The organism is Streptomyces sp. JHA26, assembly GCF_002005565.1.
Classification (GTDB): domain Bacteria; phylum Actinomycetota; class Actinomycetes; order Streptomycetales; family Streptomycetaceae; genus Streptomyces.
Window position 1 is genome coordinate 63,241 of the sequence record NZ_BDJC01000007.1, and the last position, 16,361, is coordinate 79,601.

The window sequence follows — 16,361 nt, forward strand, 5'->3', positions numbered from 1 at the left end:
GAGACGGGGAGCAGCACCAGGGCCACACCGGTAAGCTGCGCGTCGCCCTCCTGCGGCCGGATGCCGTACGAGGCGCTCTCGGCGACCGGCGCGTCCCCGACCAGATACCGGAAGAGCCCGGTGGCGATCATGACGAGCACGCCACTGACGAACAGGTACGTCGGCGCGGCGAAAGCCCGCCCGGACTCGCGCACGCCGCGCAGGTTCACCACCGCAAGCAGCGCCACGAAACCCAGCGCCATCGGCACCCGCTGCGCGTGCAACTGGGGGACGGCGGAGATGATGTTGTCCACGCCGGAAGCCACCGACACCGCCACCGTCATCACATAGTCGACCAGCAGGGCAGCCCCCACCACCAGACCAGCGTTCTCGCCGAGGTTCGCGGACACGACCTCGTACGAGCCCCCACCGCTTGGGTAAGCGCGCACGACCTGCTGGTACGACAGCACCACCACCGTCAGCAGCGCGACGACCGCCGCCGCGATCCACGGCGTGAAATGCACATACGCCAACCCACCCAGCGTGAGCACCACCAGGATCTCCTGCGTCGCGTAAGCAACCGACGACAAAGGGTCCGAGGCGAAGACCGGCAGAGCCACACGCTTGGGAAGCAACGCCTGGTCCGACTCACTGCTGCGCAGGGCACGGCCGACCAAGAGTCGTTTCGCCGCCTCGGAGATCCTGATCACAGGAGCGAAAGTAGAACGTCAGCCTGCCGATCAGAAGGACCATCGCCCCGACGCACGTCAGCGCTTTGTCCGAGGTCTTTGTCAGCGGTTGACTTCGAGGTTCGTCAGGACAAGCAGGGCGCGTGGGAGCCGGGGGCGCGGGCGGGGTCGGTGCGAAGCTTGGCGAGGATCCGCCAGTGTCGCGCTGACCGTACTGGTCACTCTGGCCGCCTCCCTGACGCTGCTGCCCGCCCTGATGGCCGTCTTCGGCGACCGGGTCCAGCGGCACGTTCTCCGCCGCTCGGCGAGGGCCGCCGCCGCAGGCAGGACGGAAGGAGCACGCAGGCGGCGGGCGGCCTTCGCCGCGCAGCGCCGGCCGCTGCCCGCGCTGCTCGCCGCCCTGGTCACGCTGCTGGCCCTGTCCGCACCCGCACTGGGCATGCGCCTGGGCTTCGCCGACGCCGGAAACGACCCGAAGACCTCCATCAGCAGGCAGGTCTACGACCTCCTGGCCGAGGGCTTCGGTCCCGGCTTCAACGGCCCGCTCATCGTCACCGGCCAGGCCGACGCCGCAGCCGACCGGCAGTTGCAGCGGGCTCTGGCGGACACCGACGGCATCGCCGCGACCGCCCCGCCACTGCCCTCCGGCGACGGCACCCTCGCCACGGTCCTGGTCTTCCCGGACAGTGCGCCCCAGGACGCCGGTATTGAAGAACTCGTGCACCATCTGCGCGAGAACGTCCTGCCGGGCGTCGAGAAGACCACCCGCGCCGACTTCCATGTCGGCGGGCCCACCGCGGCCGCGCAGGACTTCGCCGACACCGTCGCCGGCCGGCTGCCGTTGTTCGTCGCCCTCGTGGTCGGCCTGTCCGCCCTGCTGCTGACGGCCGTCTTCCGCTCGCTGCTGATCCCGGTCAAGGCCGCGCTGCTGAACCTGCTGTCCATCGCCGCCGCACTCGGAGCCATCACCCTGGTGTTCCAGCATGGATGGCTCGGCGCCGAACCTGGGCCGGTCGGGGCGTTCATCTCCGTCTCGCGGTACGCGAAGGACTCGCGGCCACCGGCAAGGTGATCACGGCCGCCGCAGTCATCATGATCGTCGTGTTCGCGGCCTTCGTGCTCAGCCCGAGCCGGATGCCGCAGCGGTTCGGGCTCGGCCCGGCCGTGGCGATCCTGCTCGACGCCGTGGTGATCCGCTGCCTGATCGTGCCGGCCGTCATGCACCTGATGGGCCGCTGGGCCTGGTGGCTGCCCGCACCGCTCGCCCGGCGGCTGCCACGGGTGACGCTGGAAAGACCCCGGGCGGACCGACCGGAGCGCGCGTCAGGACGAGCGTGACCGAGCGGCCGCGAACAGCCCCTGACGGCATGCCCGGTACAACCGTTTCCCGTGGGGAGCTGCCCCCGCGGGTGCGAGGACGACGTTGTTGCGCAATTCGTCCGGGCTCGGGCCGCTGATACGCAAGGGTGACTTGCCCGATTTTGGGGTCCTGGTGGTGAGGCTACGGGCACGGGAGGTGTTGACGAGCCAAATACTCGGGCAAACAGGGTCGCGGGCGGCGGCCCGGTCGACCGAGGCGTTCGGGAGCCGTTGCCGCGTTGCAGACCGTTAACCTGTCGGTATGTCAGAGCGTGTCATGCCCGGTCGCACAGATGGTCTGATCACCCTGGGTGCCGCGGATGCTCTGTGGGTCGATCTGACGGCCGGGAGTGCTGTGCCGACGGCTTCTGGGGCGTTCACCTGCTTTCCTGCCCGTGCCCAGTCGGGGTACGTCCTGCTCGGTGGTCATGTGGTGGCGACGGTGAGGGCGAGCGGCGGTCGATGGAGTGTTGCGGAGGTTGAGGTGCGCCGGGCGGCCGCGGAACTGAGCGCGGTGGGGATGGATCGGCAGGACCTGGTCCGCATCGGTCCGTTTCGTAGGGCGCCGAGGCAGGAGTGCGACGAGGCAGCGCCGCTGCGTTGGCGCCAGCGCATCGCTGGAGGACTGCAGGAGCTGGACGGCTTCGAACGGGCAGCGCGAGGTGAAGTCGGCCGGCCGTACCATCTGGCGGGGATCGACTGGCGGAAGATGCTCGTGGAGCACACCCGCGACGGGGCGCAGCGGACGTGGTGGCTGCCGCGCGCTGTGGTCAGGCTGCTCGACGCGGCCGAGCACGCCGAAACGCAGTGGGTGCAAGCCGGGCGGGCCCACCCGGCAAGCGCAGCCGTCACCGAGCCGCCCTCCCGTCCCCGGCAGGCCCGAGACGCCGACGGTCGGCACAAGACGGGCCCCGAAGGCCCCGCCACCGCACTGCGCCCGTACGGCAAAGAGCTGGAGGGCCAGCTGTACTCGGTGCTCAGCAGGAAGCCCGGTACCTCCCGCAGGGTGGCCGGATGGGCGTGCGCCGTCTGCCGCACCGCGCCCGCCACCGTCCTCGACCACTGCCACGAACACGGCTACGTCCGCGCCCCCGTCTGCCAGTCCTGCAACACACAGGAACGCCCCGACCACCTGTACAGCAACGACATCCGCGTGGCGAACCGCTACACCCGCCTCTTCCACACCGACACCGACGACTGGCTCCGCCACTGGCACCGCTGCACGGGCTGCCGCGCACGCACCACCCTGCCCCTGCCGCACCTCGCCGCATGGACCGCCCACATAGCCTGCCGACCACTGCGCCCGGCCCACCGCGACCCCAGTAGCTCCCGCGGGCGCAAGCCCTGCGGTGTCCTGCGCGTGTCCTGGACCGGCAGCCAGAACGCGCCCCGTTCCTGCCTGCTCACGGTCGCCGTCGACTTCTGCCCCTCCGGCGAGCACCGCGTCCTGGCACAAGTCCCCTACCGCGAAGCCGCCGAGCGGTTTCGTGTCTGGCTGGCCGAGACGGCCCCCGCCGTGGCCGCCGCGGCCGGCCCCGACCGCCTGGACGGCCTCCCTGCCCAGCCCCGGCCAGTCATCGCGGACACCAGCGGCGAGGACCTGGAACTGTTTTGAGCGGGCACCGGGAGACCTGACACCTCACCGTCACCCCGCAGCTGCTGGAGGGCGTCTGAAAAGGCCTGCCAGCAGGCTGGTCTCGCGGGGCGGCGGAGGAGAGGCACGGTCGTGGTGGGATGGATGACGTTCTCCGAGTTGGTCCGTAGGTACTCGTAGTCCTTCGGCAGTCGGCGACACCGTCCCGGCCGGGCGAACGTCCTCTCCACCACCCGGCGTCGCGGGACCACGGTGAAGAGCGGTGCCGCAGGTGGTCGTGTTCCCGCCTTGACCCCCGTCGAGCGGAAGCCGCCGTCACGACGCCGCACGATCTGCACGGTGATGCCCGTGGCCTCCTGGGTCCGAGCAGGGAAGTCGATGCCGCGACAGCCCTGGTCCGCCCGCACATGCCGCAGGTGTGGAAAGTTCTCCCCGGCCCGGGAGAAGAGGACCGCGGCACCGTCACGGTCGCCGACGCCGGCCGGACCGACGCAGGTGGGCAGGACGGTGCCACGGGTGCCGGCCAGGGGACGGCGTCTGATACCGCTGACCTTCTTGCCGCCGTCGCAGCCATGCGGCCCTCCACGCTCCGTGGCGCGGTCACCCCGGCTGTCCACGACGGCAGCGCCGGGAGTCGGGTCACGGCCGCATTCCATCCGCTCGCGCTCACACAGGGTCGCCGGTATCTCCTCCCACACGCCGCCCTCCTGCCGACGCCGCCGGTAGTGGCAGACCGTCTGCCAGGGCGGCAGGTCATGCGGCAGGAGCCTCCAGGCACAGCCGGCCCGCAGCCGGTACACCCACGCGTTGAGGATCTCCCGCCGAGCGTGCCCGGCCGGTCGCCCACCAGGCTCGACCGGCAGAACCAGCGGTCTGACGATCTCCCACTCCGGATCAGACAGAACCGTTGGATAACGGGTACGCAGCCCGCCCCCCAACCCCCCTCGCGGCGACGTCCTTGGCCAGTTCGTTCCAGCGGCCCTCGCGCGGAGGCTGGGGAAGCTGCTCCTTCCAGTCCAGGTCGTCGGACTCCGCCAGCCGGTCGGCCGCCTTCGCGATCATGTCGAAGTCCAGGGGGCCTGGCGGAGCCCCGAGGTGTTCATGCAGTCGTGTCCAGGAACGGGCCGTGCCCGGCATCCTAGGGCGTGGTATTGACAACGCCGGCCGGTCGAGGGGGAGGCGCATCCCTTCTGCTCGGATCAGGCGGTGGCCAGGGCGAGGCGTACCAGCGTCACGGTCAGGGCCTCCGGAACGAACACCAGCCCGCCGGACAGGACCGCCGGGGCGACGCCGTACGGCGGCACCAGGAAGCCTACGAAGGCCACCGCGATCAGGAAGTGCCCGAAGAGGCGGGGGGTTCTGCATGATGTCGGGCCATATGCCTGACAGTTGAGGGGGAAGTCCGGTAAATCTGTGCAGGTGACCGACAACCAGGCCCCCTCCGAGGACGGCGAGCCCGCCTCCGTCTTCCAGAAATCGAAGAACTGGGTCAAGAAGAACAGGGACGAGATCATCTTCGCGGTCGTCCTTGCCGGCAGTGTGGCCCTCCAGTTCGCCAGGGACTACTACGCCGAAGAGGGCCTCGAGGCCAGCGAGTCGCCCATCTACATCCCGCCGGTCTCCGACCCCGCTCCCGAGGCCAAGCCTGAGGCCAAGCCCGAGGCCGAGACTCAGTCCGAGGCCCAGCGGCGCCAGACTCGTGTGAAGCATCAGGTGAAGGGGGCGCTGGTAGACATTGGCGATCGTCGCGCCAGCGAGGAGGCCAAGGAGAAGTACAGGCAGGCCACAGGGGGAGACGAGCTGCCTGACGGCAAGACCTATCGGCCCCCGCATGAGCGAGGTAGCGGCGAAGCCGCGTAACGGTCACGCGCTCCTCAGCGACACTCTCGCCTGACCCCGGCAGCACCTGCGTCAGGGACGGCGGCGGCGGTTCCCGCCCGGTATTGAAGCGCACATTTCGCATACCGATTGCGCGCAGACGGCGTGCCCCTCGCCGGGATGGTCAAAGACGCCATGGCCACAGCGGCCACCCGATGCGCGGACCGCAGAGCGGCCCTGCCGACGGACCGCCCGACGGCGTGCCGGTGGCCGCCGCCTGCCCCTCCAACGCTCGGCTACGACATCGGGCGTGGCTTACCGATCATGCAGCATCGTCCGGTGTCGGCACGGCGCGCAGGCCGGCGCTTCTCGTGCTCGTGGGACGGGCGGGTGGCGGGGGTGCGGCGACGGGGTCGTAGGCCGGCGGGAGACCTCGGCGCCATACGTCCACGCGGACAATCGCCAGGCAGAGACGCAGACGTCGGTCATCTCCAGCATGTGCACCGGGCCTTCCAGTGGACCGCAGGCGGGACGCAGACCGCTGGATGACCGACAGCGATCCGGCACCACGTCCATCCACGGGGTCCCGGTGCGGTACTTGAACGCGATCGCGTCGATCACCTGCCGGTGATCCCGTCACCGCCCACCCCGCTTCGGAGTCCGGTCCGGCAACAACGGCTCGATCCTCGCCCACTGGGCGTCGGTCAACGACACACCCAGACCGACGATCGGACGATCCGAAGGAAACGGCCTAAACGCCAAGTGTGTCCTGGACACATGGCTGACCTTCTCGGGCACTCCGGTCCGCTGCCGTCGGCGGTCATCGTCCGCCCACTCCTGGGGGAGGAACAACTCCCACTCCAGCGGGCACGAGACGGTGCCGGTGGCTGCGTGCACGCTGACCGCGGCCTGGCAGTTCGCCCGCTTGCCCAGTGCCCCGCAGCACTGCCGGGCGACCCCCACCGGCGCAGTGCCGCACTTGGGAAACGACGCACCGTCGACCACCCGCACTTCAGGGCGGATCGCCTCGCACAGTCTCTGGGCGATCCGCCGCCGCACCGGCGACGGTGCACCGTGACCCTCCGCATGGCCGCACGGCTGGGCCGCGAGCCCGGCGGCGGTGCACGCAGTTGCCGGCGCGCGACGGCTCGAGGCCCGTGCCCTGCAGGTGACACGATTGCAGAAGGCCCACGGGCGGCGTCTGACGGCCTGTCGGGACACTGCCGCCATGACCGTCACCCAGCAGCTCGCCCGCGTCCCGGCGGAGTACCTCGCCGCCTGCCGTCAGGCAGGCGGAACGTCAGCCGACGGCGATCCGTGCTGGGATCCGCCGGCGGCGGACGTCCTGGACCTGGAGCACGCGGGCGTAGGCTTTCAGGGATGCGGATAGGTGAGTTGTCCAAGCGCACGGGCGTGAGTCCGCGCTCGTTGCGGTACTACGAAGAGCAGGGCCTGCTGGCCAGCTCACGCTCCGACGCGGGGCAGCGTCACTATTCCGATGGCGCGGTCCAGCGCGTGTCGCTCATCCGCCAACTGTTCGACGCCGGTATGTCCAGCAGGGTGATCGCGACTTTGCTGCCGTGTGTGGACGTCCCGGACGACCTGGGCGTCGCCGAGGAGACGTTCACGGCGATGATGCGCGAGCGCGACCGGATCGATGCCGACATCGCACACCTGATCCAGACCCGGGATGCAATCGACGTGCTGATCAGGGCCAACAGCCGACACCGGGCGGAACTGTCCACGGGCCCGGAACCGGTGGCACGGTCGACCTGATGCTGTGACCTGCGTCTCAACCGGTTGCCCCTCACATCAATGTCAGAGGTGAGGATGGCGACAACGCCCGGAATCACCGGGTCGGTTGTACGAAAGGCGGCGGAAGATGGGACAGGCATGGGGTTTCGGTAGGTATGGCGGGCCCGAGGTGCAGGAGTTCTTCGATCGTCCCGATCCCGTTCCCGGTCGCGGCGAGGTGCTGATCCGGGTCGACGTCGCCGGTGTGAATCCCCTCGACCACCTTCTGCGCTCGGGTCTGGTCGACGGGCTCGACGGCGGGCGTCCGTTTCCCCGTGCGCTGGGTATGGAGGCAGCCGGAACCGTTCTCGCCCGGGGTGAGGGTGTCAGCGGGCTGGAGGTGGGTGACGCGGTCTTCGGCTTCGCACTCACCGGTGGCGGCACCTACGCCGAGACGACGGTGCTGTCCGCGCCGAACACCGCGCGCATCCCGGAGGGCCTGTCCGCGATCGTGGCGGCAACGCTGCCAGTGGCCGGGACGACCGCAGTGGACGTGCTCGACCAGCTCGGCCTCCCTGCCGGTGCCACGGTCCTGGTCAACGGAGTCGGAGGCGGGGTCGGCCTAGCCGTCGCCCGGCTGGCTGCCGGGCGCGGACTGCGTGTGATCGGCACCGGGAGTACCGCCAAACGCGAGCACGCCGAGGCCATCGGGGTGCAGTTCGTCGACTACACCGCCGAGGACGTCGCAGCCGCGGCACGCGAGCTGGTTCCGGACGGCTTCGACGGGATCGTCGACCTGGCCGGAGGCACCTCGCTGCGGACGGTCGCTCCGCTGGCCCGGGATCCCCGTAACGTCATCGCCGTGGGCGATATGTCCGTGTCCGATCTGGGTGGGCGTTTCGTCGAGCGTCGCGTCGACCGCGAGAACCTGGAGCGGTCGGCCCGGCTGGCTCTCGACGGACTCCTCGCACCCGTCATCACCGCGGTCCATCCGCTCGCCGACGCCCCGGCCGCCCTCGCCATCGTCGAGAACGGTCACGCCTCGGGCAAGGTTGTCATCAAGGTGGGACGAGAAGTGCCCGGCCGCTGACACTGCCGGCCGTCGCTCGTCGTCCGCCTCACCGCCGGGGAGCCATCACCGGCGAAGGCCGGATGAGCACCGGCCGTCAAAAGCAGGGCATGGTGCCCGGGTCAGAACGCCGTGTGTGCCAACCAGCGGTTCAGGAGTCCGGTGTCCCCCGACACCTCGAAGAACGGCTCCCTGTGGACCGGCGGCCGTGGAGCAGCAGGAGGTGCGAGGCCGGAGCCCGGACGGCCGCGGAGTCCGCCGCCCGGGGCCGCTCCCGGCGCCCGCCACCGGCCGGAAGCCGTCCGGCTCCAGCCGCACCCGCCACTCCTCGCCGGCCGCGCCACCGGCGTCCGTGCACCCGAACACGAGGACCTCGCCGTCGCCGCGCAGTTCGGTCACCCTCGGCGCGAAGAGCTCCGCGTAGGGGAGGTTGACCAGGAACTCGTCGACGCCGTCCGCGGCCAGTTCCGGGGCGACATCGGCGTCGCGGCCGACGGCACACTCCACGTCCACCCGGTGCACCAGCGTCTCGAACAGCATCCTCCGGACCCAGGACCGCGCGTGCGGGTCGGCGCCCCGGATCCACATCGCCGCGCCGGGATCGGTGTCCCGCAGCGCAGCTGCCACCGCGGGCACGCCCGCCGTCAGCCAGTCGGCGTAGTCCTGTACGTCCTCGGGAAGCCCCAGCTCGACGTCCCGGTCGCGGGGAACCTCCTGCACCCGCCGGGACAGCAGGACGCGGAACCAGCGCTGCAGCGCTCCCACGTGCCGGGTGAGATCGGCCAGGGTTCAGCCGGGGCAGGACGGCACGGCACCGGCCGGGTCGGCGTCCCGCACCGCGTCGGCGAACCGGCGGGTCTCCCGCCCGATCGCCTCACGGTAGGTGTCGTACGGCGGGGGGTACCCTGCCAGGTTCGTCGTCGTCATCCGCAGCCGCCGTCCACGGGGAGTTCTGCGCCGGGGCCGCGCGGCTGGTTCCGAAGCTGCGTGGGCACGAGTTCACCGACACCCAGACGAAGGTGTCGGAAAACCATCTGGAGAAGATCCGCGCGACGGCCGACTGGATTGAAACCGCGGCCGCGACCGGGCAGGTCGATCTCGACGAACAGCTCGCCCAGCTGCTGCGGGGCCAGTAGCCGTGGGGGCGGGTCTGCCCGCCCACGTCCACGGCCAGGTGGTACGCAAAGCTCTGCAGGAGGCACGGCCGGCGGGGCTGACGCTTCCCCAGTTGTGCCGGGCGACCAAGCGCACACCGTCGCAGGTCTGGGCGGGCCTGAGGTTCCTGCGGAAGGTCGCGGTCAAGGAAGGACTGCCGCCGGTGACCTATAGCAGACGGGACGGCTTTCAGATGTCCGAGGAGAGCGAGGTCTGGATCTCCTACGAGCGGGCGATCTTTCAAGCGGAACTGCACCGGGTCACCAACTTCGTCACCGGAATCATCGCTCCGCACGCCAAGAAGGCCCCTGAGACGAATGGATCCGCCTGGTCCTGGACCAGCTCGGCGGCGTCAAGGCCACTCTGGAGGTCCTCACCCGCATGGAACGCTGATGACCACGTTCAACGAGACCCGGCCGCCGGCCGTGCGTGAACGGCGCTGTCCCAGCGACACCACGGACGCCGAATGGGCCGTCCTCGAACCGCTGCTGTCCGTCCCCGCCTGCGAGTTGCCCACGGGCGGGCGCCCGGAGAAACATCCGCGCCGCAACGTCGTCGATGCCATCCGCTACGTCAACGACAATGGGTGCAAGCGGAGTGCTGGCCCGCATCCATGCCGAGCTGCACCAGATGGTCCGTCTCCACGAGGGGCTCGATCCCCGCACCGTCGCGGTGATCCTGGACTCCCAGTCCGTCAAGGGTGCCGAGACCGTGGGCCAGGACACCCGAGGCTTCGACGGCGGGAAGCTCATCAACGGCCGGAAGCGGCACCTCGCCGTCGACATGCGTGGCATGGCCCTGTCCGTCATGGTCACTCCCGCCTTGCCACACGACAGTATTCCCGCTCGGGACCAGCTGTTCCGCCTGCGCCTGACCCATCCCGAACTCGCCGTCGCCTGGGCGGACTCCGCCTACGGCGGGACCCTCGTCAACTGGTCCCACACCCTCCTCGGGATCACCCTCAGGACGGTCCCCCGCCGCAAAGACCAGGACGGCTTCGCCGTCCTGGCGAAGAGATGGCGTGTCGAGCGGGCGATTTCGTGGATCATGAGAGCCCGCAGAAACGTGCGGGACTACGAGCGGCTCATCTCCCACAGCGAGGCCCACATCACCTGGACCTTCATCACCCCCCTGGTCCGCCGCCTCACCCGCCCTCCCCGGCCACCGCGCACGTCACCACATCCCGTCGAGCCAGTGAAAGCAGCCAGCAAGCCCAAGCCCATACACATCCGGATGCAGCAGCCGCAGACGATCCGAATGTCCCCCACCGCCTTGCGCTGATTTCTGGAGTCCGAGGAACCCGGCAACAGCAGACGCTGGACAGCTCCCGTGCCCGGGTCGACCGCTGCGGGTCAGGAGGCCGTGGCGTTCTGTTCAGAAGACGCCATGCTTTGTTGCTCTACGCCCACGGACCGCGTGGTCCTGAGCAGGACGGTGCCAATGATCAAGGCGGCCAGCGCGAATCCGGCGGCAGCCAGGAAGGCCACGTGGTAGCCGCCAACCAGCGATTCCGCCTCCGTCTGTCCTGCGGCGGTGAGACTGTTCGTACGCGCGCTGACCAAGCGCTCAGCACGGTCAGGCCCATGGCGCCCCCGATCTGCTGAGTGGTGTTGAACAGCCCGGAGGCTATGCCGGACTCGGCGGGCGTAACGGAAGACATGCCGAGTCCCATGATGGCGGGCGCGGCCAGGCCGAAGCCCAGCCCCATGACAAGACCGGCTGGAAGAAAGTCCACCAGGTAGACGCCATTGACGCGGGCGAACGACAGCATGACGAAAGCCCCGACGATGAGGGCGAGCCCGAGCAGGAGCATCGCGCGCTGGCCGAACCTGGTGATAAGCCGGGTTGAAAGACCAAGGGACACCACCGCGATCACCACGGCGATGGGCACGAACCCCATACCAGCCTGCAGCGAGCCGTACTTCAGCACCCGCTGCAGGTAGAGCGTGCCGAAGAACAACAGGCCGAACATGCCGGCAATCATCAGGAACTGGACGATGTTGGCCGCGGTCAGGCTCCGCGAGCGGAACAACCTCAGCGGCAGCAGCGGCTTGGCGGCCGTGGCCTGGCGAACGACAAACCCCATCAGCAGCAAGAGGGCCAGAGGACCGAGCAGCAGCGTCTGGGGCGCCGCCCAGCCGACGCGCTCAGCGCCCACGATGGTGTACACCAAGAGCATCATGCCAGCCATGACCAGCAAGGCTCCCAGGAAGTCGGTGCCCTTGCCCATCCCCTCGCCGCGTTGCCCGGGGATCGCTCGAGCGCCGACCAGAACGAGGACGGCACCGATCGGTGCGTTGATGAAGAAGATCCAGTGCCAGCTGAGCAGCTCGGTGAGGATGCCGCCGAGCAGCGGCCCGACCGCGCCGCCGCCCGCGGAGGCGAAGCTGTAAGCAGCGATGGCCTGGGCCTGCTTGCGACGATCGGAGAACACGGTTGCGACCATGCCGAGGATGCAGGCTGAGGCGACCGCCCCACCGATCCCCTGGAGGAAGCGGGATGTGATCAGCACGGTCTCGCTGTCCGCGACACCGCACAGCACCGAGGATGCGCTGAACAGCACGATTCCGGTGAGGAAAACGGCTTTCCGTCCGATCAGGTCACCGAGCCGTCCGGCCAGCAACAGGAGCCCACCGAATGGGATGACATAGGCGTTGACCACCCAGACGAGGTTTTCGGAGGAGATTCCGAGGCCACGCTGCACAGCGGGCAACGCCACATTCACGATGTTCTGGTCAAGGACGATCATCATCTGGCCGACGCAGAGCAGAACGACAGTCAGCCACGGTGATGCACTCGCCCGTGCCTTGGACAAGGGCATGGTCGTACCTCCCTTTGGGGAACTGTTTGTTACAGCCGTCATCTTCTGTAACCATGAGGCGCCGGGGAAGGAGGCACTTTTATGTCACGCAGTAACACGCATGTGTCCCAGGAGGTCACCGCGCAGGCGTGTCCGCTCGTCGAGGTAATTGATCACGTGGCGGGCAAGTGGAGCATCAGCATCCTGGTCGCCGCCGCACATGGTCCCGTCAGGTTCACCGAGTTGGAACGCTCCATCGAAGGCATCAGCCGACGGATGCTCACTCTGAACCTGCGCAGACTCGAACGCGACGGTCTGTTGACGAGAACCGTTCATCCCACCGTGCCGCCGAAAGTCGAGTACAGCCTCACTTCCATGGCGCGAGAGCTGCACTCCTACCTCACCGGCCTCGTGGAATGGGCGGAGCGGCATCGCGGTGCCATAGCCCAGGCCAGAGCTGTCTACGACACCACTGCCACGGCGGCGATGCGGGCAGGTCAGCCTCACCCGTAATCGGACAGCAAACCGGTGAGCCGTCCTGAATGCGCCTGCAGCCAGAGGGAGCAATCGTGCCTCCTCGGCGGCGCCCCTGCCGTGCAGCAGGCGAAGCCCGCCAGCCAGGTCGGGTGGCTGACAGGCATCTGTTACTGAACGCCACAGATCTCCGGTTCTGACACAGCTTCTGATGTCGTCGAGTGGGCCGGGCTGACCGGCGATCTCCTTCCAGGCGATGCCCGCCACCATCGACGGCGGCAGTCCAGAGTTGTGTGCGGCGGCCTTGATGATGTCCTTGTCGGCCCGGACCCACTCGGTCTTGTCCTGATCGCCGGACGGCGGGATCCCGTAGCTGTCCGGCGCGCCCGGCAGTGAAGCGAGCTGCATCCGGATGCTCTGGGGCGTCGGGGAGACCAGCTCGTCCCCGGCCGTCGAGTAGTAGTCATGCTTGGGACCGCTGCCCGGCAACCGGGTCACCGGGTCGCCGCCCGCCTCGGCCGCCTCGCGCCTGCGTCGTCGGCAGAACCTTTGCGAGCGCTGCCACCTGAGAGCTTTCGCCCACTGTCACTCCTTCTCGTGCCTCTTCGAGGAGCCACAACTTATGTGATCGCACTCCCGGTGAAGACGGATGGCCCGGGGTTGACGCGGGCGTCGACCCCGGCAAACCGTCCCGGTCACAGCACGAGACTCCGTGTCCCCGCGCAAGGAACCGTGGACCAGAGTTTGGACGCCTCAGCGCTCCGATTCTGCACCGCAGTCCTGACACTCGGCTCGCTCGTGAAGCGGTGGGCCGTGGCGCCGACGTAGGGAGGTCAGTCGGTCTTGTCAGCGAGCCGGTGGGGTGAGGGCGGTGCGGTCGAAGGGGCCACCGTGCGCGGCGGCGTACGCGACGGCGTCGTTGACGGCATCGAGGCCGAACGACCGGACCCGTTCGGGGGCGAGGTCCAGGGTGCCCGAGGCGAGGAGCCGGATGATGCCGACGTTCGCTGTACGCGGGTACATCCACTGGCCGCGCACGGTGATCGAGTTGCGCATGATCCATGGGTACGGGAGTGCGAGGTCGTCGCCACCGAGCATGCCGACGCCGCCCATGAGCACGACGCGGCCGTACTCGCGCACGGTCATGACTGCCGTGCGTGTCGCCGAGCTGGGTGCGCTCGGCGGTAGCAGGTCGATCACCATGTCGATCGGGCCGTCGGCCGCCGCGGACATCGTCGCGCGGTCGCCGGCGTCGTCCCCGGTGAGCGGGACCGGGCGCACACGCGGGCCGAACCGGTCGGCGAGGAGGTCGAGCGCGGCCCTGTTGCGGCCTGGGGCGACCACGCGGCCCGCCCCCATGGCGAGCGCGACCGCGACCGCACTGCTGCCGAGGTTGCCGGTGGCCCCGCTGACGAGCAGCGTCTCACCGGCTGCGAGCCCGCCGGCCAGCAGCCCGCCGTAAGGGATGACGTGCACGCCGAGCGCGGCCCAGCGGGCCGGGTCCTCCCCCGCCGCTGCAGGCAGCGGGAAGACGTTTTCCGTCGGGACCCGCATGAGCTCTGCGAACGAACCGTCGTGCAGGTACCGGGCGAGCCGCGCGCCGCCCTCGCCGCGCGAGCTCCAGCCCTGGAGCGTGATGTCGGGCGTCAGGGCGTCGTCCCGCGAGCGCACCGTGCAGTCGCACCACACCAGGTCACCGGGGTGCAGCCGAGTGGCGTCCGGACCCACGTGGACGACCCGTCCCACGCCGCCGATCCCGGGCACGACGGGAGGGACCAGGGGGTAGTTCCGCTCGCCGCTGAAGACCTCGGCCGCGTACGGGGCCACACAGGTGGCGAGCACCTCGACCACCGCCTCGCCGCCGCCGGCCTCGGGGTCAGGCACCTCCCGCACCGTGAGGGGGGCACCGAACTGCCTCAGAACTGCTGCTCGCACGTGATGACCTCCGTGTTCGTCCGTGTTCGTCGCGATCGACATTAGGAACCCGGCAGGCATGCGGGAAGCGACGATCAAGCATCCGTGGTATGCGTATGCCGCATGGACATCTCCAGCACAGGCCTGCGGGTCCTGCGGCAGATCGCCGAGTCCGGCAGCTTCACCGCAGCAGCCGCCCGGCTCGGCTACACCCAGTCGGCGGTCTCACGCCAGGCCGCCTCCCTCGAACGAAGCGCGGGCACCGCCCTGTTCGAACGCCGCCCCGACGGAGTGCGGCTGACCCCCGCGGGTCTGACCCTGCTGCGCCACGCCCGCACGATCCTGGACTGCCTGACGGCGGCCGAGCGCGACCTCACCGGCACCCCCTCGCGGACCGAACCGGTGCGGCTCGGACTGTTCCTGAGCGCAGGCGCGGCCATCCTGCCTCCCTCGCTCGCCCGTCTTGCGGCAACCGACCCGCAGATCACGGTCACGACCACCGAGGGCACCACACCCACGCTGATCCGGGCGCTGCGCGCGGGTTCGATCGACGTCGCCGTGCTGACGTCCCGCCCGCCCCACCGGCCCTTGGACGGCGAGTCGCCACGCCTGCACGTCGAGACCGTTGCGGACACCGAACTGGTCGTGGCGGTGCCTTCGACCGGGCGGTTCGCCGGCCGCACCGCGGTGCACGTCGACGAACTGGTCGACGCTCCGTGGATCGCCACCCCGGCGTCGAAGTCCGAGCCGCTGCTCGGCGTCTGGCCCGGCCTGCCCGGACGGCCCGACATCGTCCACCGCGCACGTGACTGGCTGACGAAACTCCAGTTGGTCGCCGGTGGTTTCGGGGTGACAACGGTGCCCTCCCGGCTCTCGCCGGTGCTGCCACCAGGGGTGAGCCTGCTGCACGTCGAAGGCGCACCGCCCGAGATCCGCCGGGTTCTCGTGGCGCGACTCCCCGGCCGCCCGACCCCGGCGATCACGGCCCTCACCCGAGCAATCACCTCGACTGCCTGATACGTGTCCCAGGGCCGTCGGAGTCGGCGCCACGGCCGCCAAGGTGACACACCATCACGTGCAACTCGGCATGGGTTGGGTTCCTTCAGCAGGATCACCCCGCTGCTGCCCGAGCAAGTAACCCCAGTGGGCCTCTTTCATCCTGTGCTGGCGGGTGAAACGGGCTGGTCGGCGGGTGCGGTGACGAGGCAGGGCCCCTCGTCGTCGGCGTGGTGATTCCGCTCAGCACACCGGCGACCGGAGCGGCCCTGTTGGTTCCGTGTCCTGCCACGCTCGACGTCCCGCACGAGCTCGTCGAGCATGTCTCGTGGCTGTTGTACGAGCACCGCCGGACTCGCAACACCCGCCAGCGCGAGCTCGCCCGCCCCGACGGCACCCCGCTGTGGTTCTCCCGCGCGACACCGGGCCGCACCCACGACCTGACCGCGGCCCGGGCCCACGGCATCGGCATCGGCATCGGCATCGGCATCGGCATCGGCCGCACCGTCCAAGCCATCCACGTACTACTGACCTGCGACTATCCAGGATGAAAAGGGTTCACTGGCACGAAAGGGGCGCTTTTCGTGCTATCCTCCGGCGGCTATGATGCCCCGCGTAGCGGCATGCGTAGGCCCACGGTTTCATCCCATGCTCCGGCCAGGAGCCTTGCTGCCCGCACCGGAGCTGACGCCGCTGGCCGGCGCACGGGTGGAAGGGGGACTGGATCGTCTGGGACGTCCAGCGGCCCGACCGCGCGCCTTCCGGGCCGCTGCCCGAGGA

The 16,361-nt window shown here is 69.6% G+C and carries 16 protein-coding genes and 5 pseudogenes; 12 read left to right on the plus strand and 9 right to left on the minus strand.

Annotated elements, in window-relative coordinates; translation table 11 throughout:
• Positions 1-8: 8 nt before the first annotated feature.
• Positions 9-689, minus strand: a pseudogene (locus tag JHAT_RS06400) (APC family permease); the annotation flags it as partial.
• A gap of 175 nt (positions 690-864) precedes the next feature.
• Here JHAT_RS06400 and JHAT_RS06405 point away from each other — a divergent pair.
• Together JHAT_RS06405 and JHAT_RS06410 are read left to right on the plus strand one after the other, a co-directional pair.
• A pseudogene (locus tag JHAT_RS06405) lies at positions 865-2,006 on the plus strand (MMPL family transporter); the annotation flags it as partial.
• A 283-nt stretch (positions 2,007-2,289) separates the two neighbouring features.
• Positions 2,290-3,642 carry an endonuclease domain-containing protein gene (locus JHAT_RS06410; protein ID WP_077797052.1) on the plus strand — a complete coding sequence of 451 codons (1,353 nt, stop codon included), beginning with the start codon at positions 2,290-2,292 and terminating at the stop codon, positions 3,640-3,642.
• Positions 3,643-3,779: 137 nt separating this feature from the next.
• Here the strand turns inward: JHAT_RS06410 and JHAT_RS35900 are convergent.
• From JHAT_RS35900 to JHAT_RS35720, 3 genes and pseudogenes are all read right to left on the minus strand, one after another.
• Positions 3,780-4,559, minus strand: a pseudogene (locus JHAT_RS35900) (IS5 family transposase); the annotation flags it as partial.
• Positions 4,516-4,683, minus strand: a complete 168-nt coding sequence (locus JHAT_RS34580; protein WP_171990767.1) for a hypothetical protein — start codon at positions 4,681-4,683, stop codon at positions 4,516-4,518. The gene JHAT_RS34580 and the pseudogene JHAT_RS35900, both read right to left, overlap by 44 nt.
• A gap of 137 nt (positions 4,684-4,820) precedes the next feature.
• Positions 4,821-4,946 carry a hypothetical protein gene (locus JHAT_RS35720; protein ID WP_290439798.1) on the minus strand — a complete coding sequence of 42 codons (126 nt, stop codon included), beginning with the start codon at positions 4,944-4,946 and terminating at the stop codon, positions 4,821-4,823.
• Between the two features lie 94 nt (positions 4,947-5,040).
• Between JHAT_RS35720 and JHAT_RS34585 the strand changes: the two genes are divergently transcribed.
• Positions 5,041-5,481 carry a hypothetical protein gene (locus JHAT_RS34585; protein WP_171990769.1) on the plus strand — a complete coding sequence of 147 codons (441 nt, stop codon included), beginning with the start codon at positions 5,041-5,043 and terminating at the stop codon, positions 5,479-5,481.
• 594 nt (positions 5,482-6,075) lie between these two features.
• Here the strand turns inward: JHAT_RS34585 and JHAT_RS35905 are convergent.
• Complete coding sequence (locus tag JHAT_RS35905) at positions 6,076-6,669, minus strand: transposase (protein ID WP_375603548.1); 594 nt, start codon at positions 6,667-6,669, stop codon at positions 6,076-6,078.
• Between JHAT_RS35905 and JHAT_RS33730 the strand changes: the two genes are divergently transcribed.
• The 3 genes from JHAT_RS33730 to JHAT_RS06435 all read left to right on the plus strand — a co-directional run bounded on the left by JHAT_RS33730 (position 6,668) and on the right by JHAT_RS06435 (position 8,263).
• Positions 6,668-6,829 (plus strand): hypothetical protein, encoded by a 162-nt coding sequence (locus JHAT_RS33730; RefSeq protein ID WP_216353423.1) that lies wholly within the window; start codon positions 6,668-6,670, stop codon positions 6,827-6,829. The genes JHAT_RS35905 and JHAT_RS33730 overlap by 2 nt on opposite strands.
• On the plus strand, positions 6,820-7,215 hold the full coding sequence (locus tag JHAT_RS06430) for a MerR family transcriptional regulator (RefSeq protein WP_077797054.1): 396 nt from the start codon (positions 6,820-6,822) through the stop codon (positions 7,213-7,215). The genes JHAT_RS33730 and JHAT_RS06430 overlap by 10 nt, the downstream gene beginning before the upstream one ends.
• A 106-nt stretch (positions 7,216-7,321) precedes the next feature.
• Positions 7,322-8,263, plus strand: coding sequence for an NADP-dependent oxidoreductase (locus JHAT_RS06435; RefSeq protein ID WP_107481838.1), 942 nt, complete (start codon positions 7,322-7,324; stop codon positions 8,261-8,263).
• Between the two features lie 45 nt (positions 8,264-8,308).
• Here the strand turns inward: JHAT_RS06435 and JHAT_RS06440 are convergent, their stop codons facing one another.
• Both JHAT_RS06440 and JHAT_RS34590 read right to left on the minus strand, forming a co-directional pair.
• On the minus strand, positions 8,309-9,007 hold the full coding sequence (locus JHAT_RS06440; RefSeq protein WP_171990770.1) for a maleylpyruvate isomerase family mycothiol-dependent enzyme: 699 nt from the start codon (positions 9,005-9,007) through the stop codon (positions 8,309-8,311).
• 24 nt (positions 9,008-9,031) lie between these two features.
• Entirely contained in the window at positions 9,032-9,169 is a 138-nt protein-coding gene (locus JHAT_RS34590) for a hypothetical protein (RefSeq protein ID WP_171990771.1), read from the minus strand.
• 56 nt (positions 9,170-9,225) lie between these two features.
• Here JHAT_RS34590 and JHAT_RS35180 point away from each other — a divergent pair, with 56 nt between their 5' ends.
• From JHAT_RS35180 to JHAT_RS06455, 3 genes and pseudogenes are all read left to right on the plus strand, one after another.
• A complete protein-coding gene (locus JHAT_RS35180) occupies positions 9,226-9,378 on the plus strand; it encodes a DUF6192 family protein (RefSeq protein ID WP_253195427.1) in 153 nt (50 codons plus the stop codon).
• Between the two features lie 411 nt (positions 9,379-9,789).
• Positions 9,790-9,945, plus strand: a pseudogene (locus tag JHAT_RS35910) (hypothetical protein); the annotation flags it as partial.
• Between the two features lie 34 nt (positions 9,946-9,979).
• The gene (locus tag JHAT_RS06455) at positions 9,980-10,678 is read left to right on the plus strand and encodes a transposase (protein ID WP_171990772.1); all 699 of its coding nucleotides are present in this window, start codon (positions 9,980-9,982) and stop codon (positions 10,676-10,678) included.
• 163 nt (positions 10,679-10,841) lie between these two features.
• Here the strand turns inward: JHAT_RS06455 and JHAT_RS06460 are convergent, their stop codons facing one another.
• Positions 10,842-12,218, minus strand: coding sequence for an MFS transporter (locus tag JHAT_RS06460; protein WP_216353424.1), 1,377 nt, complete (start codon positions 12,216-12,218; stop codon positions 10,842-10,844).
• 81 nt (positions 12,219-12,299) lie between these two features.
• Here JHAT_RS06460 and JHAT_RS06465 point away from each other — a divergent pair, with 81 nt between their 5' ends.
• The gene (locus JHAT_RS06465; RefSeq protein ID WP_077797057.1) at positions 12,300-12,710 is read left to right on the plus strand and encodes a helix-turn-helix domain-containing protein; all 411 of its coding nucleotides are present in this window, start codon (positions 12,300-12,302) and stop codon (positions 12,708-12,710) included.
• Between the two features lie 807 nt (positions 12,711-13,517).
• Here the strand turns inward: JHAT_RS06465 and JHAT_RS06475 are convergent.
• Positions 13,518-14,606, minus strand: a complete 1,089-nt coding sequence (locus tag JHAT_RS06475) for an alcohol dehydrogenase catalytic domain-containing protein (RefSeq protein WP_077797058.1) — start codon at positions 14,604-14,606, stop codon at positions 13,518-13,520.
• Between the two features lie 102 nt (positions 14,607-14,708).
• Between JHAT_RS06475 and JHAT_RS06480 the strand changes: the two genes are divergently transcribed.
• Both JHAT_RS06480 and JHAT_RS06485 read left to right on the plus strand, forming a co-directional pair.
• The gene (locus JHAT_RS06480; protein ID WP_077797059.1) at positions 14,709-15,602 is read left to right on the plus strand and encodes a LysR family transcriptional regulator; all 894 of its coding nucleotides are present in this window, start codon (positions 14,709-14,711) and stop codon (positions 15,600-15,602) included.
• 209 nt (positions 15,603-15,811) lie between these two features.
• Positions 15,812-16,048: pseudogene (locus JHAT_RS06485) on the plus strand (hypothetical protein); the annotation flags it as partial.
• Between the last annotated feature and the right edge of the window lie 313 nt (positions 16,049-16,361).